The 25,376-nt window shown below is 70.4% G+C and carries 22 protein-coding genes and 2 tRNA genes; 11 read left to right on the top strand and 13 right to left on the bottom strand.

The features are described 5' to 3' along the window. Positions 1-51 precede the first annotated feature (51 nt). From WCE37_RS05945 to rnd, 7 genes are all read right to left on the bottom strand, one after another. Positions 52-921 (bottom strand): DMT family transporter, encoded by an 870-nt coding sequence (locus WCE37_RS05945; RefSeq protein WP_343278668.1) that lies wholly within the window; start codon positions 919-921, stop codon positions 52-54. A gap of 44 nt (positions 922-965) precedes the next feature. After that, positions 966-2,039 (bottom strand): UDP-N-acetylmuramate dehydrogenase, encoded by a 1,074-nt coding sequence (gene murB / locus WCE37_RS05940; RefSeq protein ID WP_343278546.1) that lies wholly within the window; start codon positions 2,037-2,039, stop codon positions 966-968. Beyond that, complete coding sequence (locus WCE37_RS05935; protein ID WP_343278545.1) at positions 2,036-3,094, bottom strand: quinone-dependent dihydroorotate dehydrogenase; 1,059 nt, start codon at positions 3,092-3,094, stop codon at positions 2,036-2,038. The genes murB and WCE37_RS05935 overlap by 4 nt, the downstream gene beginning before the upstream one ends. 7 nt (positions 3,095-3,101) lie before the next feature. Beyond that, a complete protein-coding gene (locus tag WCE37_RS05930) occupies positions 3,102-4,637 on the bottom strand; it encodes an aldehyde dehydrogenase family protein (protein WP_343278544.1) in 1,536 nt (511 codons plus the stop codon). Positions 4,638-4,660: 23 nt separating this feature from the next. Next, a tRNA-Arg gene (locus WCE37_RS05925) sits at positions 4,661-4,737 on the bottom strand. Between the two features lie 631 nt (positions 4,738-5,368). Further along, positions 5,369-5,444 (bottom strand) — tRNA-Ala (locus WCE37_RS05920). Positions 5,445-5,459: 15 nt separating this feature from the next. Next, on the bottom strand, positions 5,460-6,578 hold the full coding sequence (gene rnd / locus WCE37_RS05915; protein WP_343278543.1) for a ribonuclease D: 1,119 nt from the start codon (positions 6,576-6,578) through the stop codon (positions 5,460-5,462). A 121-nt stretch (positions 6,579-6,699) separates the two neighbouring features. Here rnd and WCE37_RS05910 point away from each other — a divergent pair, with 121 nt between their 5' ends. After that, entirely contained in the window at positions 6,700-8,556 is a 1,857-nt protein-coding gene (locus WCE37_RS05910; RefSeq protein ID WP_343278542.1) for a formylglycine-generating enzyme family protein, read from the top strand. A gap of 20 nt (positions 8,557-8,576) precedes the next feature. Continuing rightward, the gene (locus tag WCE37_RS05905; RefSeq protein ID WP_343278541.1) at positions 8,577-9,494 is read left to right on the top strand and encodes a M48 family metallopeptidase; all 918 of its coding nucleotides are present in this window, start codon (positions 8,577-8,579) and stop codon (positions 9,492-9,494) included. Between the two features lie 91 nt (positions 9,495-9,585). Here the strand turns inward: WCE37_RS05905 and phaR are convergent, their stop codons facing one another. The 3 genes from phaR to gluQRS form a co-directional block, all read right to left on the bottom strand. Then, the gene (phaR, locus tag WCE37_RS05900) at positions 9,586-10,071 is read right to left on the bottom strand and encodes a polyhydroxyalkanoate synthesis repressor PhaR (RefSeq protein ID WP_343278540.1); all 486 of its coding nucleotides are present in this window, start codon (positions 10,069-10,071) and stop codon (positions 9,586-9,588) included. 86 nt (positions 10,072-10,157) lie between these two features. Beyond that, complete coding sequence (gene phbB / locus WCE37_RS05895; RefSeq protein WP_343278539.1) at positions 10,158-10,898, bottom strand: acetoacetyl-CoA reductase; 741 nt, start codon at positions 10,896-10,898, stop codon at positions 10,158-10,160. 46 nt (positions 10,899-10,944) lie between these two features. Next, the gene (gluQRS, locus tag WCE37_RS05890) at positions 10,945-11,895 is read right to left on the bottom strand and encodes a tRNA glutamyl-Q(34) synthetase GluQRS (RefSeq protein WP_343278538.1); all 951 of its coding nucleotides are present in this window, start codon (positions 11,893-11,895) and stop codon (positions 10,945-10,947) included. 87 nt (positions 11,896-11,982) lie between these two features. Here gluQRS and htpX point away from each other — a divergent pair, with 87 nt between their 5' ends. After that, complete coding sequence (htpX, locus tag WCE37_RS05885) at positions 11,983-12,891, top strand: protease HtpX (protein ID WP_343278537.1); 909 nt, start codon at positions 11,983-11,985, stop codon at positions 12,889-12,891. Between the two features lie 40 nt (positions 12,892-12,931). Here the strand turns inward: htpX and WCE37_RS05880 are convergent, their stop codons facing one another. Together WCE37_RS05880 and epmB are read right to left on the bottom strand one after the other, a co-directional pair. Next, positions 12,932-15,013, bottom strand: coding sequence for an EAL domain-containing protein (locus WCE37_RS05880; protein ID WP_343278536.1), 2,082 nt, complete (start codon positions 15,011-15,013; stop codon positions 12,932-12,934). A 101-nt stretch (positions 15,014-15,114) separates the two neighbouring features. Next, positions 15,115-16,128 (bottom strand): EF-P beta-lysylation protein EpmB, encoded by a 1,014-nt coding sequence (epmB, locus tag WCE37_RS05875; protein ID WP_343278535.1) that lies wholly within the window; start codon positions 16,126-16,128, stop codon positions 15,115-15,117. Positions 16,129-16,179: 51 nt separating this feature from the next. Here epmB and efp point away from each other — a divergent pair, with 51 nt between their 5' ends. From efp to WCE37_RS05835, 8 genes are all read left to right on the top strand, one after another. Next, complete coding sequence (gene efp, locus WCE37_RS05870; protein ID WP_343278534.1) at positions 16,180-16,746, top strand: elongation factor P; 567 nt, start codon at positions 16,180-16,182, stop codon at positions 16,744-16,746. Next, the gene (locus tag WCE37_RS05865; protein WP_343278533.1) at positions 16,746-18,098 is read left to right on the top strand and encodes a TRZ/ATZ family hydrolase; all 1,353 of its coding nucleotides are present in this window, start codon (positions 16,746-16,748) and stop codon (positions 18,096-18,098) included. The genes efp and WCE37_RS05865 overlap by 1 nt, the downstream gene beginning before the upstream one ends. A gap of 44 nt (positions 18,099-18,142) precedes the next feature. After that, on the top strand, positions 18,143-18,868 hold the full coding sequence (gene ubiG / locus WCE37_RS05860; RefSeq protein WP_343278532.1) for a bifunctional 2-polyprenyl-6-hydroxyphenol methylase/3-demethylubiquinol 3-O-methyltransferase UbiG: 726 nt from the start codon (positions 18,143-18,145) through the stop codon (positions 18,866-18,868). After that, the gene (gene gph / locus WCE37_RS05855) at positions 18,865-19,545 is read left to right on the top strand and encodes a phosphoglycolate phosphatase (RefSeq protein ID WP_343278531.1); all 681 of its coding nucleotides are present in this window, start codon (positions 18,865-18,867) and stop codon (positions 19,543-19,545) included. The genes ubiG and gph overlap by 4 nt, the downstream gene beginning before the upstream one ends. Further along, the gene (locus tag WCE37_RS05850) at positions 19,542-20,264 is read left to right on the top strand and encodes a phytoene/squalene synthase family protein (protein ID WP_343278530.1); all 723 of its coding nucleotides are present in this window, start codon (positions 19,542-19,544) and stop codon (positions 20,262-20,264) included. The genes gph and WCE37_RS05850 overlap by 4 nt, the downstream gene beginning before the upstream one ends. A 99-nt stretch (positions 20,265-20,363) precedes the next feature. Beyond that, on the top strand, positions 20,364-21,287 hold the full coding sequence (gene folE2 / locus WCE37_RS05845) for a GTP cyclohydrolase FolE2 (protein WP_343278529.1): 924 nt from the start codon (positions 20,364-20,366) through the stop codon (positions 21,285-21,287). 53 nt (positions 21,288-21,340) lie between these two features. Then, positions 21,341-23,005, top strand: a complete 1,665-nt coding sequence (locus WCE37_RS05840) for a diguanylate cyclase (RefSeq protein ID WP_343278528.1) — start codon at positions 21,341-21,343, stop codon at positions 23,003-23,005. Positions 23,006-23,028: 23 nt separating this feature from the next. After that, positions 23,029-23,910: a hypothetical protein gene (locus tag WCE37_RS05835; RefSeq protein WP_343278527.1), complete on the top strand. Its 882-nt coding sequence runs from the start codon at positions 23,029-23,031 to the stop codon at positions 23,908-23,910. 614 nt (positions 23,911-24,524) lie between these two features. Here WCE37_RS05835 and WCE37_RS05830 read toward each other — a convergent pair. Further along, positions 24,525-25,376: a M23 family metallopeptidase gene (locus WCE37_RS05830; protein ID WP_343278667.1), complete on the bottom strand. Its 852-nt coding sequence runs from the start codon at positions 25,374-25,376 to the stop codon at positions 24,525-24,527.

Genomic DNA, 25,376 nt, shown 5'->3' with positions numbered 1-25,376 from the left:
GAGGGGCTGCGCGGCGACCCGGACGGGAGTTTGATCCGGCGCGGTAGATCCCTATTCGGCCGGCTTGGCGGCCTCGGCTGGCGCCTTGGTCGCCGCGCGCCGCGCAAGCTGCACTTCGCGGTGCGCGATGTAGATGTTGGCGGCCAGGATGATGCCGGCGCCGAGCAGCGTCCATCGCGTGGGCTCCTCGCCGAACAGGAGCCACGCTGCCAGCGCCACCAGCGGTAGCTGGACAAAGCTGATCGGCTGCAGTGCCGAGACCTCGCCGATCTTCAGCGCGCGCGTCCACAGCAGCTGGCCGCCGGTGCCGAAGGCGCCCAGCAGCAACAGCCAGAGCCAGGTGATGCCCTGCGGCCACTGCCAGGCGAACAGCGCCGGCACCAGCGACATCGGCACCCAGAACACGTAGGTGTAGAAGACGATCGTGTCCGCGGCGTCCACGCGCGAGAGCTGCTTGATCTGGATTGCGACCAGCGCCGCAAGCAGGGCGCCGGACAGCGCCACCAGGGTGCCGAGGCTGAAGTCGGTGCTGCCCGGGCGCACGATCACCAGCACGCCCGCCAGGCCGATCAGCACCGCCGACCAGCGTCGCATGCGCACGACTTCGCCAAGGATGAACACCGCCGCGACCGTTGCGAACAGCGGCGTGGCATAGGACAGCGCAATCGCCTGGGCCATCGGCAGGTGGCCCAGCGCCCAGAAGCCGCAGAGCATCGATCCGACACCGATCGCGCAGCGCAGGACGTAGCGCCGCAGCTGGGTGGTGCGCGGCAGCTGCCAGCGGCCATGGAACAGGAAGGGCAGCAGGAACAGCAGGCCGAAGAAGTTGCGGAAAAACGCGATCTGGTAGGTGGAAAGATCAGCGGAGGCGAGGCGGATGGTGACCGCCATCGCGGCGAAGAAGCTGGTGCTTCCGAGCATCAGCAGCGCAGCCCGTGCCTGCGGGCTCGCCGCCGCCGCCGCGCTCACCAGTGCGCGCCGATGATGCGCGGTTCCGGCTCCAGCGCGACGCCGAAACGCGCCTGCACCGAAGCGGCGATGCGGCGGGCCAGCGCCAGCAGTTCCGCGCCGCTGGCGTCGCCATGGTTGACCAGCACCAGCGCGTGGCCGGGCGCGACGCCGGCGTCGCCGTCGCGATGGCCCTTCCAGCCGGCGGCCTCGATCAGCCAGGCCGCCGACAGCTTGCGCATGCCGGGGCTGCCGGCGTCGAAGCAGGGCAGGCCGGGATGCCCGGAGAGCAGGGCGTCAGCCTGCGCCGACGACACGATCGGGTTCTTGAAGAAGCTGCCGGCATTGCCGAGCAGAGCCGGATCGGGAAGCTTGCGCCGACGAATCCTGCAGACCGCGTCGGAGACCTGTGCGGGGGTGGGCGCGGTGAGGCCCATGGCCGCGAGTTCGGCGCCGAGGCCCGCGTAGCCGAGCTCCAGCTGCGACGTGCGCGACAGCATGAACTCCACCGCGGTCACCACCCAGCGCCCGGGCTCGCGCTTGAAGCGGCTGTCGCGGTAGGCGAAGCCGCAGTCGGCCGCGGCCAGGCGTACCGCTGCGCCGCGTTCGCGGTCCCAGGCTTCGACGGCATGCACGCGGCGGTCGAGCTCGACGCCGTAGGCGCCGATGTTCTGGATTGGCGCGGCGCCGACCGTGCCCGGGATCAGCGAGAGGTTTTCGAGCCCGGAAAGCCCCATCGCCAGGGTGTGGAGCACGAAGTCGTGCCAGCCGCGGCCGGCCTCGGCACGCACAATGACGGTCTCGCCATCGCCATCGCTGTCACCATGGGCATTGAGCGCGACCGCATCGCCGGTGAGCGCCAGCGCGACGCCGCCGAAGTCGCCCGCGAACAGCAGATTGCTGCCGCCGCCGAACACCAGCAGCCCGTCGTCCATGCGTGGATCGGCAAGGACGCCGGGCAGGGCATCGGCATCGGCCACTTCGACCAGCCAGGCCGCGCGCGCGGGCACGCGGAAGCTGGTGCGCGCGCCGAGGTCGGCGTCGCGCGTCCAGCGCACCGCGGGGTCTGCGTCGATGGCGGCGGCACTCACAGGTTCGGGAGGTTGCCGCGGCTCGGCGCTTCCTTGCGCCGGCGGATGGCTTCGACGCACTCGCCGATCAGCGCCGGGCCGCGGTAGACAAGGCCGGTATAGAGCTGCACCAGCGAGGCGCCGGCGGCGGTCTTCTTGGCCGCGTCGGCGCCGGAAAGGATGCCGCCAACGCCGATCAGGGGGATGCCCTCGGGCAGGCGGGTGCGCAGCATGCGCAGCACCGCGGTGGACTTGTTCATCAAGGGCTCGCCCGACAGCCCGCCGGACTCGTGCGCGTGGGCATGGTCCTGCACTGCGATGCGCGACACCGTGGTGTTGGTGGCGATCACGCCGTCCACGCCCAGGTCGCCGAGCACGCGCGCGGCGGCGTCGATGTCCTCGTCGCTGAGATCGGGTGCGACCTTGACCAGCATCGGCACGCGGCGGCCGTGGCGCGACGCCAGCCGCTCCTGCGCCTCGCGCAGCGTGCCCACCAGGTGGCGCAGCGACTGCTCCTCCTGCAGCTCGCGCAGGCCGGCGGTATTGGGCGAGGAAATGTTGACGGTGACGTAGTCGGCCAGCGGATACACCCGCTCGAGGCAGTGCAGGTAATCGACGTGCGCGGACTCGTTGGGCGTGTCCTTGTTCTTGCCGATGTTGATGCCCAGCAGGCCGTGGTCGCGGCGGCGCGCGCGGCCGACGTTGCGCACCAGGGCGTCGACGCCGGCATTGTTGAAGCCGAGGCGGTTGATGATGGCCTGGTGCTTCGGCAGGCGGAACATGCGCGGCTTCTGGTTGCCCGGCTGCGGCCGCGGCGTGACCGTGCCGACTTCGACGAATCCGAAGCCGAGCCCCAGCAGTGCATCGATGTGCTCGCCGTTCTTGTCCAGCCCGGCGGCCAGGCCGACCGGGTTGGGGAAGCTCAGGCCGAAGGCCCTGGTCGGGAACGCGCGCGGCACGCCCCCCAGCAGGCGCTGCACCCGCATGCGGTGCAGCGCCTCGAGCGAGGACAGCCCAAGGCCGTGCGCGCGCTCCGCGTCGAGTGCGAAGAGAAAGGGGCGCGCCAGGCCGTACATGCTGTCCTCAGAGGTCGAACTTGATGCCCTGTGCCAGCGGCAGCGCGTCGGAGTAGTTGATGGTGTTGGTCTGGCGGCGCATGTACGCGCGCCACGCATCCGAGCCCGACTCGCGACCGCCGCCGGTGTCCTTCTCGCCGCCGAACGCGCCGCCGATCTCGGCGCCGGAGGTGCCGATGTTGACGTTGGCGATGCCGCAGTCCGAACCCGCCGCCGACAGGAAGGCCTCGGCGCGCTTGAGGTTGGTGGTGAAGATCGCCGACGACAGGCCCTGCGGCACGTCGTTCTGCATGGCGATGGCGTCCTCGAGTTCCGAATACTTCATCACGTACAGGATCGGCGCGAAGGTCTCGGTCTGCACCACCTCGGCGTCATGGGCCAGGCCGGTGACGATCGCCGGGCGCACGAAGAAGCCCTTGCGGTCGGTGAACGCGGTGCCGCCGCTCTCGACCGTGCCGCCTGCGGCCTTGGCCTGTTCGATCGCCGCCAGGAAGGCATCGACCGCCGACTGGCTGTTGAGCGGGCCCATCAGGTTTGCGGGGTCGGTCGGGTCGCCGATCTTCGTTTCCACCTGCGCGTAACCGGCCTTCAGCTTGGCCAGCACGTCGTCATAGATCGACTCGTGGATGAAGGCGCGGCGCGTGCTGGTGCAGCGCTGGCCGGCGGTGCCGACGGCGCCGAACACGATCGCCGGGATCGCGAGCTTCAGGTCGGCGGTTTCGTCGACGATCATGGCGTTGTTGCCGCCGAGTTCGAGCAGCGAGCGGCCCAGGCGGCGCGCGACGCGTTCGCCGACCTGGCGGCCGACCCTGGTCGAGCCGGTGAAGCTGATCAGCGACACGCGTCGGTCGTCGACCATGCGCTCGGCAAGCGCGTTGTCGGTGTCGTTGAACAGAAAGAACAGGTCCGGGAAGCCACCTTCGCGCAGGGCCTCGTTGCAGATGCGGATCGAGGCGATCGCCGACAGCGGGGTCTTGCCCGAAGGCTTCCAGATCGAGATGTCGCCGCAGACGGCCGCGATCAGCGCGTTCCAGGCCCAGACCGCTACCGGGAAGTTGAACGCCGAGATGATCCCGACGATGCCCAGCGGCTGCCACTGTTCGTACATGCGGTGGCCGGGGCGCTCGGAGTGCATGGTGAGGCCGTAGAGCTGGCGCGAGAGGCCGACGGCGAAGTCGCCGATGTCGATCATCTCCTGGACCTCGCCGTCGCCTTCGGGCTTCGACTTGCCCATCTCCAGCGCGACCAGCGAGCCCAGCATGTCCTTGTTGGCGCGCAGCGCGTTGGCGCACAGGCGGACCGCTTCGCCGCGCAGCGGCGCCGGCGTGGTGCGCCAGGTCCTGAACGCGCGCTGGGCGCGCTCGACGATGATTTCGTAGTCCTCGGCGGAGGTGGCGTGCACCTGTGCCAGCACGTCGCCATCGGTCGGGTTCACGGGCTCCAGCACGCCGGCATCGCGGGTCTTGGACCACTCGCCGTTGCCGAGGTAAGTGCCGGATTCGGTGGCGGACAGGCCGAGGGCGGTGAGGACGGGATGGGGCATGGGGAAACTCCTTGAGGCGAAAGTGGTGCCCCCGGCGCGATTCGAACGCACGACCTTCCCCTTAGGAGGGGGACGCTCTATCCAGCTGAGCTACGGAGGCAGCAGCCGCCAATTCTCGCACGGTGCCTCCGGGACGGGCAAAGAACGCGGGTATGCGTGCATGGCGAAGTGCCGGCGGCGGGGGGGGCTCGAACCTTTTGCGCGGTGGTGGGCCGGGGCAACGTCGACGCAGATGTCGCAAGCGGGCGGTCGTCACCGGATCAAGCGGCACAGCCAAGCCACGCCACACCACGGCCACGCTTGCGAGCGCCCCCGCTCTTGATCTTCGACCCTAAGCAGGAAAACTCCACGGCCCGTCCCGTGCACAGGGGGTGTGCGTACAGCCGGCCATGGATGGCCGGCGGCCGGCCTTGGGAGCAGGACGCGGACAGGCCGGGGGAGCACACCCCTGTGTGCGGGACGGGCAGCGCGGACTGCAGCGGAGAAATGCGCGGCATGTGCAGCGCACACCAGAACGGAAAAATGCGCGGGACGTGCAGCGCGGACCCCAGTGGAGAAAGCTCCCGGAACCAGCGGTCACGTCAGCATCCCTGAGCCTCGAAACGAGAGAGCCACGCTGCCGGGCCGTCCATACGCCTCCCCAGTCGGGAGAAGCGCCACAAAAAAGGCCGGAGCGGTTTCCCGTCCAGCCTTTCTGCGTGGATATCACTGCGCCGAGTGACAAGTCTGATTGGTGGAGCGGAGGGGGATCGAACCCCTGACCTTCGCGATGCGAACGCGACGCTCTCCCAGCTGAGCTACCGCCCCATCAGGCGGACCATTCTACGCGTGCGCATCCCCGGTCGGCAATTCCCGCGCGTCATCGGCGAGCAGCGGCGCGAGCACCGGTTCCAGCTGGGCACGTCGCCACCCGCCCAGCGTGGCCCAGTCCTGGTCATCCAGGAGAGATTCAAGTCGGCGGCGGGAGGCCAGCACGCCGTCGGGCAGGCCGAGTTCGGCGCTGCGGGAGGCCACGGCCTCCTGCAGGCGGCGCACCGCGCGCTTGTCGCGCTCTTCGGTGCGGATGGGCGGCGCGTCGGCCTCGTCGGCCATGGGCGTCACCAGCGCGGTCCAGACCTCGGCCAGGAGCTTGCGCGGAGCCTTGGGGTGGCGGTCGAACAGCGCCTTCAGCGCCGCCTGGTCGGTCGGCTCGCAGCGCGCGATGGCCGCGGCCAGGTCGTTGTCGAGCACCCAGCTGCGCGGCCGGTCGTGTTCGCGCGCCCAGGCGTCGCGCCAGCGCAGCAGGCGCAGCAGGCGGTGCTGGCCGGCCTGGTTGAAGTACTGGGCGGCGCGGATCGGCAGGTGCGGCCAGCGCTCGAGGCTCTCGTCGCGGGCGTTGGCGACCATGCGCTCGCAGTCCTCGCGCAGCCAGGCCTCGCGGCCAAGGGCTTCAAGCCGGGCCTGCAGGTGGTCGTGGAGTTCGAACAGGTGGCGCACGTCGTCCGCGGCATAGGCAAGCTGGGCGTCCGACAGCGGCCGGCGCGTCCAGTCGGAGCGGGTCTCGCCCTTGCCCAGCGCCACGCCGGTGATGTCGGCCACGAGGCGCTGGTAGCCGGCGCCCGCTGCGATGCCGGCGATCGCCGCGGCCACCTGGGTGTCGAACAGGGTTTCGGGCACTGCCTTGCAGGCGTGCAGGAACGCGATCAGGTCTTCGCTGGCGCTGTGCATCACCTTGGTGATGTCGGCATCCAGCAAGATGCCCCGCAGCGCATCGGCCATGCCGGGGGCCTGCATGTCGAGCAGCAGGATCTCGTCACGCACGGCCATCTGCGCCAGCGCCAGGTGTGGCCACCAGGTGCGTTCGCGGATGAATTCGGTGTCCAGGCCGATGCGGGACGGGCGGGTTTCGAAGCGGGCGAGCAGCGCGGCGGGGTCGCTGACCCAGGTGAAGTCGTGTTCCATCGGCGCCAGCCTACCGGCCGCCGTGCATCGGCGGCAATCGTCGGGCGGCGGGCCACCCGGCTGCGCGACGCGGCCTGCTTGCCGTAATCTGGCGCCCGTGACTACCCATCAGACGCTTTCCATGCACGCCGCCTGGTCGCGCCGGGCCGGTATCGCCGCCGCGCTTGCGATGCTGCTGGCGGCCGGCTGCGCGCGCGATGAGGCCGAGGCTCCCGATGCACCGCAGGCCGCCGCCAGCCGCGGCGATGGCAGCGTCATCATCAGCGGCGATGACCGCCTGGCCGGGAGCCTGACCTGGCGTGCGCCGCGGGTGGACCTGGGCGACGACGAAGCGGCGCTGCCCGACGCCCTGGAGCGCGCGGACCGGGCGCTGGAGGCCGGCAACCTGGCTGCGGGTCCTGATTCCGCGATCCCCCTGTACCAGGCGGTGCTTGCACGCGACTCCGACAGTACCGAAGCCGCCGCTGGCCTTGAGCGCGCGCTGCAGGGCCTGCTGGTGCAGGGCGCCGCCGCCCTGGACGACGCCGGCGATGACGACGACGCGCTGCGCCGTGCACGCGAGGTGGCGGCGGTGGCACGCAGCCTGCGTCCGGCCGATGCAAAGGTGCGCGCGTACCTGGCCGGTGTGGATCGCGCCGAACAGCTGGCCGAAATCAATCGCGCCGCACTGGAGGAGCTCCGCGCCGGACGCCTGGGCGAGTCGGGCGGCGGTGCCCTGGCCCTGGTGCGCAGGGCGCTGGCGCTTGACGACGCCCAGGCGCGCGCGCTGCAGATCCGGGCCGCGGTGGAAAGCGCCCTGATCCGGCGCGCCGAAGACGCGGCGTCCAAGGGCGACTTCGAGGGCGCCGCGACCTGGCTTGGCCACGCCGGCGCAGTGCGCGAAGACGCCGCCACGGTGGCTGATGCCCGCGCCCGCATCGGCATCGAGCGCCGGGCCTGGATCCTGCGCCTGCGCGACGAGGGCATCGCCGCGCTGCCCCGGGGCGACGGCATCGCGCGCGCGCGCGCGATGCTGGCGCGCATGCTGGTGCTGGCCGAGCCCGGCAACGCCGCGGTCGCCGAGCTTCGTGAACGCATCGACCTGGCCGTTCATTACGGCAACTACCGCCCCGGGCAGCGCTTCACCGACGCCGCCGCCGGCGGGCGTGGGCCGCAGATGGTCGTGGTGCCGCATGGCGGCTTCAGCATGGGTGCGGCGGACGACGACGGAGACGCCGACGACAGCGAGCGGCCGCGGCGCTACCTCCGCTTCGATCGTGGCTTCGCGCTCTCGCTCAACGAGGTCAGCGTCGGCGAGTTCCGCCGCTTCGTCGACGCCACCGGCTACCGCACGCGCGCCGAGCGCCGCGGCTTCTCGATGGCCTACGACGAGCGCAGCGGCAACTTCGTGCGCCGCAGCGGCGTCGACTGGCGTTCGGACTTCGCGGGCTCCCCGGCCGCGGCCAACCTGCCGGTCGTGCACGTCGGCGCCCGCGACGCCCAGGCCTATGTTGACTGGCTGGCCGAAGTCAGCGGCCAGCGCTACCGGCTGCCAAGCGAAGCCGAATTCGAATACGCCCTGCGCGCCGGCGGTGAAGGGCGCTATCCCTGGGGTGACGACGCCCCGCCCGCGCGCGCGGGCAACCTGACCGGCAGCAAGGACAGGTCGCCCGGCGGCCGTGGCTGGAGCAATGCCTTCAAGGACTATGGCGACGGCCACTGGGGACCGGCGCCGGTGGGCACGTTCACGCCAAACACATTCGGTGTGCACGATCTTGAGGGCAATGTCAGCGAATGGGTCGCCGACTGCTGGCACGACAGCTACCGTCGCGCACCGGTGTCCGGCACCGCCTGGGTCAACCCGGGCTGCCGCATGCAGGTGGTGCGCGGTGGCGCCTGGGCCAGCTCGCCACCGCAGACGCGCAGCTCCTGGCGCGCGCCATCGCCGGTCGACAACACCAACGCGCGCGTCGGCTTCCGGGTTGCACGCGACATCTGAAAACAAGGCAGGGGCGACACATGCGACAGAATCCTCTCGGGCGTCGGCAACAGCAGCATGCGGCGCGGCCGCGGGGGCGTGGCTTCAACCCCAGGATCCTGATCCTCGTCGCCTTCATCGGCTACGGCGCGTACTACTACTTCTCCAACCAGACCCTCGATCCGGTGACCGGCGAGAAGGTGCTGATCGACCGCTCGCTGTCGGTCGAGGACGAGAAGGCGCTGGGCCTGCAGGCCTTCGAGGAGATCCTGTCGCAGGAGCGGCCGGTCGATCCCGCCACCCCCATCGCCCGCGAGGTGCAGGAGATCGCGCGCCGGCTGATCGCCAAGGTGCCCGAGATCGAGGCCGCGCTCGCGGCGGAGAACGGCCAGCAGCCGACCGGCTTCTCGTCGACCTTCGAATGGGATGTCCAGGTCATCCAGTCCGAGCAGGCCAACGCCTTCTGCCTGCCCGGCGGCAAGATGGCCGTCTACACCGGCCTGGTGCCGGTGGCGCAGAACGAGGACGCGATGGCGGTGGTGATGGGCCACGAGATCGCCCACGCGCTGCTGCGCCACGGTGCCCAGCGCATGGCGCAGCAGAAGCTGTCGCAGGTCGGGCAGATGGCCGGCGCGATGAGCGGCATGGACCCGCAGCAGCAGCAGATGGTGATGGCGGCGATGGGCTATGGCTACCTGCTGCCCTATGCGCGCAAGCACGAGACCGAGGCCGACTACGTGGGCCTGATGCTGGCCGCGGCCGCCTGCTACGACCCGCAGGAATCGGTGCCGCTGTGGGAGCGCATGAGCGCGGCCAGCGGCGGCCAGGCGCCGCCCGAATTCCAGTCGACGCATCCCAACCCGGGCACGCGCATCGAGAACCTGCAGTCGCTGATGCCCAAGGCCATGGAATACCGGCAGCGCTTCTGCGCCGACGCGGCGCCTGCACCCCGCAGCTGATGACCCATGGGGCTTTTGCAGGAGCGGCTATAGCTGCTCCTGCAGGCGCTTTCCCGAAGGTTTCGCCGGGGATTCTCGGGGGGCGGGAGAGTTACTTGCGCTTGGCGCCGCTGGCCGACCCGGTCGGCTTCCCGGCCGGCTTGGCGCCGGCGGCCATGTTGCGCTGGAATTCCTGCCACATGGCCATGTTGCGTTCGGTGATGCCGCTCATCATCGACCACGGGCTCTGGCCTAGCATGCCGCCCATCTGCTGGCGGAATTGCTGCTGCTGCTCGAGGAAGGTCTGCATCGAGCGCTCAAGGTAGGAGCCCATGAAGCCCTGCAGTGAATCGCCATAAAAGCGGATGATCTGGCTCAGGAGTTCAGTCGACAGGATCGGCTGGCCGTCCTGCTCCTGCTCGGAAATGATCTGCAACAGCACCTGGCGGGTGAGGTCGTCGCCGCTCTTGGCGTCGCGAACCTCGAAATCCTCGCCGTCCACGATCAGCTGGCGTACGTCCTCGATGGTGATGTAGCTGGAGATCTCGGTGTCGTACAGGCGGCGATTGGGATACTTCTTGATGACGCGCATGGCCATGCTGCGGTGCTCGATTTCCCTGACTCACCGCAGCATGACGCAGTGCAACAGCGCTTGCAACCGGCCTGCATGAGGCTTCGCGCAGGCTACCAGCCCATGTATTGGCCACCGTTGGCGGCGAGATTGGCGCCGGTGATCCAGGCCGCTTCATCGGGCAGGAAAAAGGCCACCGCATAGGCGATTTCGTCCGGCATGCCCAGGCGGCCGGTCGGGATCTGGGCGACGATCTTCTCGCGCACCGCCTCGGGCACCGCCATCACCATGTCGGTGCCGATGTAGCCGGGTGAGACGGTATTGACGGTGATTCCCAGCTTCGCGTTTTCCTGCGCCAGCGAGATGGTGAAGCCGTGCATGCCGGCCTTGGCGGCGGCGTAGTTGGCCTGCCCGTACTGGCCCTTCTGGCCGTTGATCGAGCTGATCTGCACGATGCGGCCCCACTTGCGCTCGCGCATGCCTTCGATCACCGGGCGGGTGACGTTGTAGCAGGCGTTGAGGTTGGTGGTGATGACGTCGGTCCACTGCTCGGGCGCCATCTTGTGGAAGGTGGAGTCGCGGGTGATGCCGGCGTTGTTGACCAGGATCTCGATGGGGCCGAGTGCCTCTTCGACCCTGCGCACCATGGCTTCGGCCTCATCGGCCGAAGACACGTCGCCCTTGACCAGGGTGAAGTCGAAGCCTTCCGCCTGCATCGCCTTCTCCCAGGCGCGCGCCTTCTCCTCGCTGCGGTAATTGGTCGCGACCCTGTGCCCGGCCTTGGCCAGGCGCTTGCAGATGGCAGTGCCGATGCCGCCGGTTCCCCCGGTAACCAACGCAACCCGTGACGTCATGTCATCGCTCCCGATGCCAGGCGCGACGCGCCCGCTGCGTTCGATTCTATGCGCGCGGCATTGCAGTGGCATTGTGCAGTGCGGGGGCGGGCTGCGGCCCGCGCGGGATGCGCGCCGGATCGAAGGCGCCCACCGCCGCCAGGAGCGTGACCCCGAGTCCGGCCCGCGCCGGCAGCATGCGCGGGTCCTGGCCGAGCACGCGCCACGCGCGGCGCAGCGCGGGCAGCGGGTCGGCGTCGTCCACCGGCAGCGATGCACGCGACTTCGACAGCTTGCGGCCGTCCACGTCGAGCACCAGGGGCAGGTGCAGGTAGCGCGGTCGTGGCAGGCCAAGGGCACGTTGCAGGAGCAGCTGGCGCGGCGTCGAGTCGAGCAGGTCGGCCCCGCGCACCACGTCGGTGATCTCCTGCGCGGCATCGTCCACGACCACGGCGAGCTGGTAGGCCCACCAGCCGTCGGCGCGGCGCAGCACGAAGTCGCCGGCCTCGCGAGCCACGTCCTGTGCCACGTGGCCGTGGACCGCGTCGTCGAAGGCCGCGTGGCTGCCATCCGGCACCCGCAGGCGCATGGCCGGGTCCGGCCGGCGCGCGCCGACGCGACAGGCGCGATGGATGCCGCCGGACCGGGCGACGTCGCTGCGGCTGCAGTGGCACTCGAAGGCCAGGCCCTGGCCGAGCAGACGGTCGAGGGCGGCGGCATACAGCCCGCTGCGTTCGGACTGGCGGACCACCGCGCCGTCATGCTCGAGGCCAAAGGCCGCCAGCGTGCGCAGCTGCGCCCGGGCGGCGCCCGGCAGCTCGCGGCCCTGGTCCACGTCTTCGATCCGGATCCACCACTCGCCGCCGGCGTGGCGCGCGGCCAGCCAGCTGCCGAAGGCGGCCAGCAGCGAGCCGAAGTGCAGGGGGCCGGTGGGCGAGGGCGCGAACCGGCCGCGCATCGGGGACGGAGTGGCGCGCGGCGGCTGCAACGTGTCGGGAGGGGGCGGTCTGTTGGTCATGGCGGGCTCTGCGCCGTCATCTTGAATTCAATCCCGGCCGGTCACACTTCATGGCATTGCACCACGAACCCTGCAGGAACCGTTCCCATGCTCAAGCGCGTCGTCCTTTTCCTCGCCACCAACCTGGCGGTGCTGGCCCTGCTCAGCATCATCATGTCGGTGTTCGGCATCAACCCGCAGTCGATGGGCGGCCTGCTGGTGATGGCCGCGCTGTTCGGCTTCGGCGGCTCGCTGATCTCGCTGCTTTCCTCGAAGTGGGTGGCCAAGCGCGCCGCCGGCCTGCATGTCATCGCCCAGCCGAAGAGCGACGTCGAGCGCTGGCTGGTCGATACCGTTGCCCGCCAGGCCCAGGCCGCCGGCATCGGCATGCCCGAGGTTGCGATCTACGACGCGCCCGAGATCAACGCCTTCGCCACCGGCGCCAACCGCAACAACGCGCTGGTCGCCGTGTCCACGGGCCTGCTGCGCTCGATGGACCAGGACGAGGCCGAGGCGGTGCTCGCGCACGAGGTCAGCCACGTCGCCAACGGCGACATGGTCACCATGGCCCTGCTGCAGGGCGTGCTCAACACCTTCGTGATCGTGCTCGCCCGCCTGGTCGGTCGGGTGATCGACGGCTACCTCAGCGGTGGCCGCGACAATGGCGGTGGCGGGCTGGCGTACTTCGCCATCGTGTTCGTGCTCGACATGGTGTTCGGCCTGTTCGCGAGCATGATCGCGATGTGGTTCTCGCGCCATCGCGAGTTCCGCGCCGACGCCGGCGGCGCCGCGCTGGCCGGCCGCCCGAAGATGATCGCGGCGCTGAAGCGCCTGTCGCTCAACCAGGGCCAGAACACCCTGCCCAAGCAGGTCGCGGCTTTCGGCATCAGCGGTGCGATGGGCCACGGCCTGCGCCGGCTGATGCTCAGCCACCCGCCGCTGGAAGAGCGCATCCGCGCGCTCGAGGCCGGCAGCGTCGACGGCGAGGCCGCCCTGCGCCAGGGCCTCCTGGCCTGAGGGCACCGGTGGCACCGCGCGTGCGGTGCCACCCCGGGCCTTACTCGAAGTCGTAGCCCATGTCCGGACCGGCCGGAGCCAGGAAGTTGCCGGAGACATAGTCCACGCCGGTGCCGAACAGCACCGACATCGTGGCCGCGTCGCCGACGAAGTCGGCCATGGTCTGGATGCCGAGTTCGCGCGCCTTGGCAGCGATCTCGCGCACCCGCGCCTGGTTGTCGGCGTTGGCCGGAAGCTCTTCGATGAAGCCGGGGTCGATCTTGAGCATGTTCGGCTTCAGATGCGCGAGCAGCTGGAACGAATCCAGCCCGGCGCCGAAGTTCTCCAGCGCGATGCGGCAGTCCAGGCGCGCCGCCGCGGCCGCGAATTCCTGTGCGGCCTTGAGGTGGGTGAACACCTTGGCCTCGGCGAGCTCGACCACCAGGTACTCGCCCGGAACGCCGTGCGCAAGGAGCTGCTCGCCGATGTGGCGCGGCAGGCTGTCGTCGGCCAGCGAGGCCTGGCTGACCTTGACCAGCAGGGTGGTGGGCTTGTTGGCACGGATGCGCTCGCCGATCACCGCGATCGCGCGGCCGACCACGTAGCGGTCGATCTCCCAGAGCAGGCCGTGCTCCTCCGCGATCTGCAGGAAGCTCAGCGGCTTGATCAGCTCGCCGTCGGCGCTCTTCAGGCGCAGAAAGGCCTCGTACACGGGGCCGGTGTCGCCCTGCAGGCTGATCACCGGCTGGTAGTGCAGAACGAAGCCCTCGTGGTCGAGCGCGTCGCGCAGGCGCGAGACCCAGGCCTGGATGTGCTCCTCCTCGGCGCGATCCACCGCGCTCGGGTCGAAGAGCTCAAAGCGGTTGCCGCCGGTGGCGCTGGCCGAGGCCATGGCCGCGGTGGCCTTGGCGAGGACCTGGCTGACGCTGGCGATCTTCTCGCCGATCTGGACCGCGCCGATGCTGCCGGTGATCACGCTCGAGCGCGAACCGATCTCGAACAGGTCGGCGGAAAACGCCGCCAGCACGCGGCGCGCCACGGCTTCGGTGCCGTCATGGTCGCTGTTGCGCACCAGCAGGGCCAGGGTGTGTTCGCCGAAGCGGGCGGTCACCGCGTCCAGGCCTTCGGCCGCGCCAACCAGGCGGGACGCGGCTGCAGCCAGCAGGTCGTCGGCCGAGTCGAGGCCGATATCGGCCAGCAGGTGCTGGTAGTGGTCGGGCTCGATCAGCAGCAGGCCGTGCCGCGCACGGCCCTGCGCGGCGGCGTCCACCGCGTTCTCGAGCGCGAGCAGGAAGGTGGCGCGGTTGTACAGGCCGGTAGCCTGGTCGCGCTGGCGCAGCTCTTCGATCTCCTGCGCCAGCTCCGGATCAAGCTCCTGGCGGCGGATCACCACCTGTATGCAGGGCTCGTCCTCGTACTGGGCCTGGGTGAACTCCATGGCCGCCGGAAACGCATTGCCGTCGATGTCCCGCGCCTGGAGTTCATGGCGCGGCGGCGGTGCCTCGCCCTGGGCCAGTCCCTTCAGCAGCTGGCGGAAGGCTTCAACGTCCTGCGGCGCGACCATGTCCAGCAGCGACATGCCTTCGATGTCCTCGAACTCCGGGTAGCCGAACATCTCCAGGTAGGCCTGGTTGGCGCGGATGTGCATGCCTTCGTGGACGTAGGCGATGGGATCGCGGGAGGAATCGATCAGCGCATCGCAGCGGCGCTCGGTCTCGCGCAGGCGGGCCTCCAGGCGGCGCTGGGTGCGGCGCGCCTCGAGGTCGGCCCAGGCGTCGCGGAGCACGGCCAGCAGCAGCGATGGCGGTTCGCGCAGCGCCAGCGCTCGCGCGCCGTCGCTCTTGGCCTGGATATAGCTCTCCCTGTCGACCACATCGGCCAGGGCCACCACCGGGACGTCCTTGCCGGTGGCTGCCACCTGTCGCACGACCTCGGCCAGCGGCAGCATGTTCGAATCCTGCTGCGCGACCACCAGGTCCAGCGGCTGTGCGCCGACCACGCTCGCGAACTCCTCCGCCGAGGACGGGCGCAGCGGGCGGACGGCGATGCCCGCGTTGCGCAGGGTGCTGACGATGGCTTCGGCCGATTCGGGACTGTCGTCGACGATCATCAGCCGCAGCGCGGTGTCCTGGCTTTTCGACATGGGGTTCTCCGTGGAAGGCGCGTTATGCCATGCGCCGGCTCGCGGCGTCCACGGCGGGGGCATGGCAACAGGGTGCAGGTCGCGGTTGGTGGCGACCGGGGTCACAGCGCGCGTTTGGACGCATCGCCGGCGACCTCGCGTACCAGGCGCGGGACCAGGTAGCCCGGCAGGCGGGCCACCAGGGCTGCGTGCAGGGCGAGGGCGCGGGCGTCGTCGACCTCGAAGTGGGCGGTGCCGGCGACGCGGTCCAGCTGGTGCAGGTAATAGGGAAGGACGCCGGCCTCGAAGCCGCGTTCGCAGAGTCCGGCCAGGGCGTCGACCGAGTCGTTGACCCCGGCCAGCAGCACGGCCTGGTTGAGCAGGCTGGCACCGGCATCGCGCAGCGCGGCCATGGCGGCATCGACCGTGGCGTCGAACTCGTTGCCGTGGTTGGCGTGGATCACCACCGCCACCGGCCAGGGCAGGCTGCGCAGCCAGGCCAGCAGCTCGTCGTCGATGCGCTCCGGCAGCACCACCGGCAGGCGGCTGTGGATGCGCAGGCGGCGGACGTGGGGCACCTCGCGCAGCAGCTCGGTGAGTTCGGCCAGCTTGCGGGTCGCCAGCGACAGCGGATCGCCGCCCGACAGGATCACCTCGGTGATGCCGGGATCGGCCGCGATCGCCGCTACTGCCTCGGCCCAGCCGCCGGCGGCCGCGGTTTCTTCGGCGTAGGGGAAGTGGCGGCGGAAGCAGTAGCGGCAGTTGATGGCACAGCTGCCGGTGGCCACCAGCAGGGTGCGGCCGTTGTACTTGTGGATAACGCCGCGGGCGGTCTTCGCGGCGCCGTCGCCGACCGCGTCCAGGCCGAAGCCGGGCACGCTGCGCAGCTCGTCCACCCGCGGCAGCACCTGGCGCAGGAGGGGGTCGTCCGGGTCTCCGTGGCGCATGCGGGCGACGAAGCCGCGCGGCACCCGCAGGGCGAAGGCGGCCATCGCCGCCTCCGGCACGGCCGCGGCCTCGGCATCCAGTCCCAGCAGGCCCAGCAGCTCGCGCGGGTCGCGCACCGAGGCGCGCCATGCGTGCTGCCAGCCGGGTGGCTGCATGGAAAGGGGGGCTGCGGGTATCATTTCCCGCATAGTCTAGCCGCTCGCGCGGCCGACCCCGCCGACCACTTCGCAGGAGCACGCATGGCCAGCCATGGCATGAACGACGTCAAGAACGGAATGAAGATCCTCGTCCACGGGGAGCCCGCGATCATCACCGACACCGAGTACGTCAAGCCGGGCAAGGGCCAGGCCTTCACGCGCGTGAAGTACCGCCTGATCAAGTCGGGCCGGGTGCAGGAAGTGACCATGAAGGCGACCGACTCGATGGACGCGGCCGACGTCGTCGACACCGACATGCGCTATCTCTATTCCGACGGCGAATATTGGCACTTCATGGACCCGGAGAGCTTCGAGCAGGTGCAGGCCGACAAGGCCGGCATGGGCGGCGCCGAGAAGTGGCTCAAGGGCGAGGAAGACTGCATCGTGACCCTGTGGAACGGCACTCCGATCCAGGTCACGCCGCCGAACTTCGTCGAACTCAGGATCAGCGAAACCGATCCCGGCGTGCGCGGCGACACCTCGGGCGGCGGCGGCAAGCCGGCGACGCTCGAGACCGGCGCGGTGGTGCGCGTGCCGCTGTTCGTGAGCCAGGAAGAAATGATCAAGGTCGACACGCGGTCTGGCGAATACGTCAGCCGGGTCAAGTAATGGCGGAGCAGGCGGTGGCGCCGGAAGCCTGCGACCTGCTGGTCGAGGCCGGGCACGTTGTCCCGGTGGAACCGCACGGCGTGGTCCTCGAGGACCATGCCGTGGCCATTCGCGGCGGGGAAATCGTGGCGATCCTTCCGCGGGCCGAGGCGCGCGCGCGCTTCGCGCCGGCGGAGGTGGTGTCGCGTCCCGACGGGGTGCTGGTGCCGGGCTTCGTCAACGCCCACACCCACAACCCGATGACGCTGATGCGCGGCATCGCCGACGACCTGCCGCTGAAAGTCTGGCTGCAGCAGCACATCTGGCCGATCGAAGCCGCGGTGATGGCACCGGACTTCGTCGCCGACGGCATCACCCTGGCGATCGCCGAGATGCTGCGCGGCGGCACCACCTGCTGCAACGAGAACTACTTCTTCCCCGACGTGCAGGCCGCGGTGTACAAGCGCCACGGCTTCCGCGCCCGCGTGGGCCTGCCGGTGATCGACTTCCCGACGGCCTGGGCCTCGGGTGACGACGAGTACTTCGACAAGGCCGGCGTGGTCCACGACCAGTGGCGCAATGATCCGCTGATCGCGATGGCCTTCGCGCCGCACGCGCCGTACACGGTCAACGACGCCAACTTCGAGCGCGTGCGCATGCTTGCCGACCAGCTCGACATCCCCGTGCACCTGCACCTGCACGAAACCGCGCAGGAGGTCGAGCAGTCGATCAAGGACCACGGCCAGCGCCCGCTCGCGCGCCTGGACCGCCTGGGCCTGGTCAACGACCGCCTGATCGCGGTGCACATGACCCAGCTGACCGACGCCGAAATCCAACTCTGCGCCGAGCGCGGCGTGAGCGTGGTGCACTGCCCGGAATCCAACCTCAAGCTGGCTTCCGGCTTCTGCCCGGCCTGCGCGCTGGAGCGCGCCGGGGTCAACCTCGCCATCGGCACCGACGGCTGCGCCAGCAACAACGACCTCGACATGGTGGGAGAGACCCGCACCGCGGCCCAGCTGGCCAAGGCGGTGGCGCAGGATGCGGCGGCGTTCGATGCCTTCACCGCGCTGCGCGCGGCTACCCTGGGCGGTGCGAAGGCGATGGGCTTCGACCATCTGGTCGGTTCGCTGGAGCCGGGCAAGCAGGCCGACATGGCCTGCTTCGACTTCAGCGACCTCGAGACCCAGCCGCTGCACCATGTCGTGTCGCAGCTGGTCTATGCCGCCGGGCGCCACCAGGTCTCCGACGTCTGGATCGGTGGCGCCGCGAAGCTGCGCGAGCGCGAGCTGGTCGACATCGACACCACCGCCGTGGTCGCCAACGCCCGCCAGTGGCGTACGCGCATGGCCGGCATCCGCACCGGCGCCGGCTGAGCCGCGCCGTCGCGCACACCTCCGATCATCCAGAGCACGTCGCCATGACCGCCTCGCCCCAGGGCACGCAGAACTTCCGCCAGTCCGAACTCGACAAGTTCGCCGAGCTCGCCAACCGCTGGTGGGACCCCGAGGGTCCGCAGAAGCCGCTGCACGCGCTCAATCCGGTGCGCCTGGGCTATGTGGCCGCGCGCAGTCCGCTGGCCGGCGCCAGGGTGCTCGATGTCGGCTGCGGGGCGGGCCTGCTGAGCGAGGCCATGGCGCGCGACGGCGCCGACGTCACCGCGCTGGACCTCGCGCCGGACCTGATCAAGGTCGCGCGGCTGCACGCGCTGGAGTCGGCGGTCGCGGTGGACTACCGGGTGCAGGCGGTGGAGGCGCTGGCCGACGAGGCCGCCGGCAGCTTCGATGCAGTGACCTGCATGGAGATGCTTGAACACGTCCCGGACCCGGGCGCGATCATCGATGCCTGCGCACGGCTGCTGAAGCCCGGCGGCCGGCTGTTCGTGTCCACCCTCAACCGCACGCCGGCGGCGTTCGCACTTGCGATCGTCGGCGCCGAGTACGTGGCCCGCCTGCTGCCGCGCGGCACCCACCAGTACCGCGACTTCATCCGGCCGTCCGAGCTCGGTGCCTGGCTGCGCGCGGCGGGGCTGGAGCTCGAGGACGTCCGCGGCATCGCCTACGAACCCTGGGCCAACCGCGCGCGGCTTTCGTCGCGCACCGACGTCAATTACCTGGCCTCTGCGCGCAGGCCGGGCGCGGCGTGAGCGGCATCGCCGCCCGCAGGCGCTTCCCGCGCTGCGTGCTGTTCGACCTTGACGGCACGCTGCTCGACAGCGCGCCGGACATGGCCGCGACGGTGAACCGCATGCGCGCGGCGCGCGGTGCGCCACCGATGCCATTGGCGGACCTGCGGCCGCACGTGTCCAAGGGCGCGCGCGCGATGAGCGCGGCGGCCTTTCCGGAACTCGCCGGCGAAGTGCCGCCTGAAATGATCAAGGAGTTCCTGGCCGTCTACGGCGAAGAACTCGGCCGCCACGGCGCGGCCTTCGACGGCATCGAAGCGATGCTGGCCGCGCTCGAGGCCGACGGCGCGCGCTGGGGCATCGTCACCAACAAGCCCGAGTACCTCGCGCGCGGCCTGATGCCGGCGCTGGGCTGGGACATGCGCAGCGGCGTGCTGATCGGCGGAGACACCCTGGCCGAGCGCAAGCCGCATCCGCTGCCGCTGCTGCACGCCGCCGAAGCGATGGGCTTCACAGTGGCCGACTGCGTCTACGTCGGCGACGACGAGCGCGACATCCTTGCCGCGCGCGCCGCGGGCATGCGTTCGCTGGTCGCGCTCTGGGGCTACCGTCTGCAGCACGACGATCCGCTCGCCTGGCAGGCCGATGCGATGGCGGAAACACCCGCGGACCTCCTTGATCCGGACATCTGGCCGTGAGCATCGACGTCGACATCCGCGACGAAGCGGCCAGCTTCGTCGACAAGTGGCGCGCGCGCTGGCCGGAATGGTCGGTGGCGATGGCCTTCGTGGCGAAGGACCGGCAGCCGCTGGCCGAGGCCTGGTTCACCCTGCTGCAGGAGCTCACCGACGCGGCCTGGGGTGGCGGCGACCCGACGCCGGGACTGGCCAAGCTCGCCTGGTGGCAGGAAGAGCTGGGCGGCTGGGCGAAGGGTGCGCGACGCCATCCGCTGGGCGCGCTGCTGCAGCCACGGCCCGCGCCCTGGCTGCAGCTGGGCCGGGCGCTGCCGGACCTGCGCGCGCTGCGCGGAGGTGATGGCGTCGATGACATCGTGGGTCCCGGCGCCGCGGCCATGGGAACGGACGCAGCGCAGGGCAGCGAAGCCGGGAATGCCGGCCATGCGTTCGCCGCCGCCGTCGCGGATTGCGAAGCGGTGCTGTTCGATGGTCGCGCCTCCGACGTCGAGGCCGCCGCTGTTGTATTCCGCAGCCTGTTGGCCGAACGGAACCTGATGCGCGGCGCGCCAATGGCTCCGATAGCCACGGCCGATCCATCGTCCCCCGCGCCGCGTCCAGGATGCAGGGCGCGTGGCGTGCAGGCAGCCCTGCTGGAGGCGCGGCTTGCGCGTCCCGGCGCGGCGCTGCCGCCGCTGCGCGTGCTGCTCGCGGCCTGGCGCGGTGCGCGCAGGGCGGGCTGAATCACGGCCGGGATCAACGCCTGCGACATGCAGCGTTTCGCCGGTCCGGTACCGGTGCGCGGTTAGAATTGCGGACCGTTCTCATTTGCAGGGTTCCGCGTGACTTCTTCCAACCCGTCCCCGGCGTTGCCCGACGTCGCCTACGATCGTGCCGCCGCGGCCCGTTCGCTCGACTGGGTCGGCATGCGCCGCGTCGCGCTGCCGCTCTGCGTGGCCGACGAGGGCGGGCAACCGCAGCGGGTGCCGGCCTGGGCCGACATCGGCGTGGACCTGGCCAGCGCCGAAACCCGTGGTATCCACATGTCGCGCCTGTACCTGCTGCTGCAGGACCGGCTTCCGGTGGAGCCGCTGACCGCATCCTCGCTGCGCGCGCTGCTGCGCGATTGCATCGATTCGCAGTCGGGCATCGCCACCACCGCGCGCCTGGGACTGCGCTGGGAACAGCTGCTGAAGCGCCGCGCGCTGGCCAGTGGCAATGCCGGCTGGAAGTCCTATCCGGTGGAGGTCGACGCCACCCTGTCGCCTTCGGGCGCGGAAATCGTGCTTGCGTTCGGCGTCGAGTATTCCAGCACCTGCCCGGCCTCGGCCGCGCTGTCGCGACGCGCCAATGCCGACGCCTTCGAAGCCGACTTCGCCGATGACCAGGCACCGTCGAGGGTCGACGTGCACGCATGGCTCGGCTCCGGCCGCGGCATGGCCGCCACGCCGCACGCCCAGCGCAGCCGCGCGGATGTGCGCGTGACCCTGCGCAATGACGTCGATGCGCTGCCGTTGCTGGAGCTGGTCGACGCCATCGAAGCCGCGCTCGGGACCCCGGTGCAGACGGCGGTGAAGCGCGAGGACGAACAGGCATTCGCCCGCGCCAATGCGGAAAACCTCATGTTCTGCGAGGACGCGGCCCGTCGCGTCGCCGCTGTCGTTTCGACCAGTCCGCGCGTCGCCCGCTTCGACGTGACCGTCTCGCATTTCGAGAGCCTGCATGCCCATGACGCCGTTGCGCGGGTGACGGGTGTGGTGGGATAGGCGACGCGGCTGGAGAGCGCTTGCGCTGCCGCGGCCCGGGGTAGGATTGCGCCATGGGGAACATCCGGGGAGTCAAACGCCAGTCCTGGTGGTGCAGCGTCTGGCTGTGCATCGCACTGCTGTGCGCGTGGACGGGAGCCGCGGCAAATCCCGTCATCGTGCTGCAACCGCTGCCCGGCGAGCACGACTCCACCGAGGTTCTGTCCGGCGCCCTCGATGACCGCCTCGGCCCGCCGGTGGCACCCGTTATCAGGGGGTCCAGGGGCGAGGTGAGCTGGTGGCGGCTCACGACCCGCGAGCCCTTGGGCACCGACGGCCAGCCGAAGCTGATGCTGCGCGCGCCCTTCCTCAACCAGGTGCAGGCCTGGGCGCCCGGTGGCGACCAGCCCGCACGCCATGCGCTGTACGGCGAGCACGCGGACCCGAGCCACTCGTCGCGGGCCCTCGTGGTGGACCTGCCGCGGGGCATCCCGTCGGGGCAGGTGGTGTGGCTGCGGGTCTCCACCGCATCCTCGCTGCAGATGCCGGTTTCGATCGAACCGCTCGATGTCGTTCATCGCGATGATCTGTTCCATGCCAGCTGGCGGGCCTCCGTGCTGTCGGTGCTGCTGGTCCTTGCCCTGCTGGCCTTCGCGTTCCGCTTCGGAACCGGTGATCCAAGCTTTGCCTGGTTCGGTGCGATGCTGTGCTTCGCGGTGCTGTACATGGTGTCGCTCAGCGGCGATTTCCGCTTGCTGCCGGGTGCCGATGCGCTGTTCGGAAGTTCGAGTCGTGTCAACCGCGTGGCCGGAGGGCTGGGCATCGTCTGCAGCAACCTCTTCCAGCGCGCATACCTCGACCTTCGCGGCAAGCTGCCACGCCTGGACCGGATGCTGTGGGCAACCACCGCCATGGCGGCGGTGGCGGGTATCGGCAGCCTTTTTGGCGACGCAGAGTGGCTGGGGCGCATCGGCAACCTTGGACTGATCCTGTCGGCAATGGTGCTGCTGGCGGGGAGCACGGTGCTGGCGCTGCGCGGCGATCGTCCCGGGCGCGTGGTGATGGCGTCCTGGCTGCCGCTGATGCTGTTTGTCACACTGATGGCGAGCGAGATGATGGGGCTGTGGGCGGGTCCGACGTGGCTGCCCCAAGGCCTGGCCGGCGCCTTTGCCCTCGCCGGACTGCTGCTGACCATCGGTCTGGCGGACAAGCTGCTCGAGCTCCGCCGTGACCGCGACCAGGCCAGTGCGTTGGCACGCGCGGACGAACTCACCGGCATGCTCAACCGCGCCGGCATCGAGGTCGAGCTGCGCCGGGCCATCGAGCTCGCGATGGAGAAGGACGAGTCGATGAGCATCGCCTTCGTGGACATCGACAACTTCAAACGGATCAACGATAAGCACGGGCACGGCATCGGCGACGAGTGCCTGCGCATCGTCTCCAAGCGCGTGCGCAACCAGCTGCGCCCGGGGGATGTCATCGGCCGCTATGGCGGCGATGAATTCCTGGCGGTATTGCCAGGCGCCCGCCTCGGCGAGGCGCTGGACGTGGCGAGGCGCATGCTTGCGTCAGTCAACGGGCGCTCGCTGCTGATCGACATGCTGCAGCTGGACGGCAGCCTGAGCATCGGCGTGGCGGAATACCTGGCCGGCGAATCCGCCGAGGCGCTGGTTGAGCGCGCCGACAACGCTCTGTACGTCAGCAAGCAGGGCGGCCGCAACCGCGTCTCCCCATCATGACCAGCACGACAACCGGAGGCGGCATGGACACGATCGCGATCGACAACCTGCAGGAAGGCGACATTCTGCTGATGATGGGCGATGGTCCGCTATCGGACCTGATCGCCTGGGCCAGCGACGGCACGTACAGCCACGCGGCGATGGTGGTCGACCAGGGCGAATTGATCGAGGCCTCGCTGGCCGGGGTGCGGCGCTATCCGCTTGCCAAGCGCCTGGGCGAAGTCGACCACTACCATTGGGTCGACGCCTTCCGCGCCCATGGTGACCAGGGTCGTCCTTTCGATTCCGGCGAGCGCCGCCTGGTTCGCGAACACGCGCAGGCCCTGCTGGGTGCCCCGTATCCGGTCGATCAGCTGGCGCTGTTCGGCGCGATCATGGCGCTGCGGGGGAAGTGGCCCGCCCACCCCTGGGCACGCAAGCTGGTGCGCCTGGCGCTGGACCGCGCCGTCCCGTCCGAATCGCCGGCGATGCTCTGCAGCGAAGTCGTCTATCGCAGCTGGGCCGAGTGCGCGGTGGAGCCTCGCGGCCGGCTGGCGCCGCGGATCGTCGAGGGCGAACGCGGCAGGGCGCCGTTCCCCGGGATCGACTGGCAAAGGCTGATCGACGAGATGGGCCCGCTGCTGGGCACCGGGGCCGCCGGAGCCGGAGCCCGCAGGACCGCCCCGGGACTCTTCGGCGCAGAAGCCCTGTTCGAAGCGGGCGACGACATTTCCGACGAGGCCCTGGACCAGGCAAGCCGGCGGGTCCTCTCGCAGCTGCAGCCGGACAGCCACGGCCTGATGCGCAGCGCAGGCACTGACACCAGCCTTGCCCACAACCCGAACCCGCGTCTGGTCTCTCCGCAGGACCTTGCGAACTCGCCGGGCGTCGGGCTTCTGGGCCGCCTGATGCAGCGCTCTGGTTGAGAAGGGCGGGGAATCGGATGATTGCTCCGGGAGGGTGTGCGCTGCCCGCCGTGGACGCAGGGGGGAACCCGGACCTTTTGCGCGGTCGGGGGAGGAAGGCAGCGGCGGCGACGTCGAAACCCGGCGGACCGTCAACCGGCATAGCCACGCCACGGTCACGGCTACGCGCACGAGCACGAGCACGAGCACGGACAAGAGCGCCCGCTCTTGATCTCCGTCCCGAAGCCAAAAAACTCCACGGCCCGTCCCGCGCACAGGGGGCGTGCGTACAGCCGGCCATGGATGGCCGGCGGCCGGCCTTGGGAGCAGGACGCGGACAGGCCGGGGGAGCACGCCCCCTGTGCGCGGGACGGGCAGCGCGGACCAGAACGGAGAAATGCAAGAGACGTGCAGCGCGGACCAGAACGGAGAAATGCAAGAGACGTGCAGCGCGAACCCCAGTGGAGAAGCTCCCGGCCCAACAACGCCCCAACTGTCACCTCAGCACCGCAGAGCCTCGAGAAGAACCAGCCACTCCGCCGGGCCGGCCATGCGCCTCTCCCCCAGTCGGGAGAAGAACCATTTTTGCCATTGATTTACGCGGATTTATACCGATCAGGGCGAAACAGGCGCTTTCAGGGCCTCTCCAGCACCAGCAACGGATCCACCCGCACGTTGAACCAGTTCATCCCCCAGTGCAGGTGCGGTCCCGTGGCGCGGCCGGTAGCGCCGACGGCGGCGAAGGCCTGGCCCTGCTCGACGCGGTCGCCCACGGCGACGTCGATGCGTGAAAGGTGCAGGAAGTTGGAGCTCACGCCGTGGCCGTGGTCGATCACCACGGTGCCGCCGGTCAGGTAGAGGCCCGGGTCGGCGAAGGTGACGATGCCGGCGGCCGGGGCCTTCACCGGGGTGCCGGTGGCGGCGGCGATGTCCATGCCCGAATGGCCGGCGCCCGGCTTGCCGTTGTAGATCCGGCCGCTGCCGAAGCGGCCGCTGATGCGGCCCTCGACCGGACGGATGAAGCGCTGGGCGAAGTCGGGGCGGTCGTCGTCGCGGGTGCGCGCGGCGGTCACGTTCGCCTGCTCGCGGCGGATGCGCTCGGCGATCGCCGGCGGCGGGTCGACGGTCTTTGGCGGCACGCCGTTGACCCGCTCCATCGGCCAGTCGCGCGGGTCGACGAGGATGCTGGCCTCCGTGCGGCTGCCGTCGGGGCGGGTCACCGCCACCCGCAGCGGGCCGCTGGCGTCGCGACCGACGCCGAACACCACGGTGCCGTAGCCGGTGCTGCGCAGGGTGCGGCCGTCGTACTCGACGCGGCTGCCCGGCGGCACCTTGCCCAGGACCAGGGCGCCCTGCTGCACGCGTTCGGGAAACGCCACGCGCAGGTCCGCCGCCGTGTCGGCCGCGGCCAACGCAGGCACCGCCTGTGCCACCGCCAGTGCCCAGGGCAGGGAGGACAGCAGGCCGACGAACAGCGCTGCGGTCAC

The organism is Luteimonas sp. MJ250, assembly GCF_039548455.1.
Taxonomy (GTDB): domain Bacteria; phylum Pseudomonadota; class Gammaproteobacteria; order Xanthomonadales; family Xanthomonadaceae; genus Luteimonas.
The sequence above is the reverse complement of the archived record's forward strand: the minus strand, read 5'-3'. Positions and strand labels throughout refer to the sequence as shown.

What these genes read in the sequence shown, in the direction of transcription:
- WCE37_RS05945 (WP_343278668.1), bottom strand. Translation starts at nt 921, where the DNA reads ATGCTCGGAAGCACCAGCTTCTTCGCCGCGATGGCGGTCACCATCCGC.
- WCE37_RS05935 (WP_343278545.1), bottom strand. Translation starts at nt 3,094, where the DNA reads ATGTACGGCCTGGCGCGCCCCTTTCTCTTCGCACTCGACGCGGAGCGC.
- WCE37_RS05930 (WP_343278544.1), bottom strand. Translation starts at nt 4,637, where the DNA reads ATGCCCCATCCCGTCCTCACCGCCCTCGGCCTGTCCGCCACCGAATCC.
- rnd (WP_343278543.1), bottom strand. Translation starts at nt 6,578, where the DNA reads ATGGAACACGACTTCACCTGGGTCAGCGACCCCGCCGCGCTGCTCGCC.
- WCE37_RS05910 (WP_343278542.1), top strand. Translation starts at nt 6,700, where the DNA reads ATGCACGCCGCCTGGTCGCGCCGGGCCGGTATCGCCGCCGCGCTTGCG.
- WCE37_RS05905 (WP_343278541.1), top strand. Translation starts at nt 8,577, where the DNA reads ATGCGACAGAATCCTCTCGGGCGTCGGCAACAGCAGCATGCGGCGCGG.
- phaR (WP_343278540.1), bottom strand. Translation starts at nt 10,071, where the DNA reads ATGGCCATGCGCGTCATCAAGAAGTATCCCAATCGCCGCCTGTACGAC.
- phbB (WP_343278539.1), bottom strand. Translation starts at nt 10,898, where the DNA reads ATGACGTCACGGGTTGCGTTGGTTACCGGGGGAACCGGCGGCATCGGC.
- gluQRS (WP_343278538.1), bottom strand. Translation starts at nt 11,895, where the DNA reads ATGACCAACAGACCGCCCCCTCCCGACACGTTGCAGCCGCCGCGCGCC.
- htpX (WP_343278537.1), top strand. Translation starts at nt 11,983, where the DNA reads ATGCTCAAGCGCGTCGTCCTTTTCCTCGCCACCAACCTGGCGGTGCTG.
- WCE37_RS05880 (WP_343278536.1), bottom strand. Translation starts at nt 15,013, where the DNA reads ATGTCGAAAAGCCAGGACACCGCGCTGCGGCTGATGATCGTCGACGAC.
- epmB (WP_343278535.1), bottom strand. Translation starts at nt 16,128, where the DNA reads ATGCGGGAAATGATACCCGCAGCCCCCCTTTCCATGCAGCCACCCGGC.
- efp (WP_343278534.1), top strand. Translation starts at nt 16,180, where the DNA reads ATGGCCAGCCATGGCATGAACGACGTCAAGAACGGAATGAAGATCCTC.
- WCE37_RS05865 (WP_343278533.1), top strand. Translation starts at nt 16,746, where the DNA reads ATGGCGGAGCAGGCGGTGGCGCCGGAAGCCTGCGACCTGCTGGTCGAG.
- ubiG (WP_343278532.1), top strand. Translation starts at nt 18,143, where the DNA reads ATGACCGCCTCGCCCCAGGGCACGCAGAACTTCCGCCAGTCCGAACTC.
- WCE37_RS05840 (WP_343278528.1), top strand. Translation starts at nt 21,341, where the DNA reads ATGGGGAACATCCGGGGAGTCAAACGCCAGTCCTGGTGGTGCAGCGTC.
- WCE37_RS05835 (WP_343278527.1), top strand. Translation starts at nt 23,029, where the DNA reads ATGGACACGATCGCGATCGACAACCTGCAGGAAGGCGACATTCTGCTG.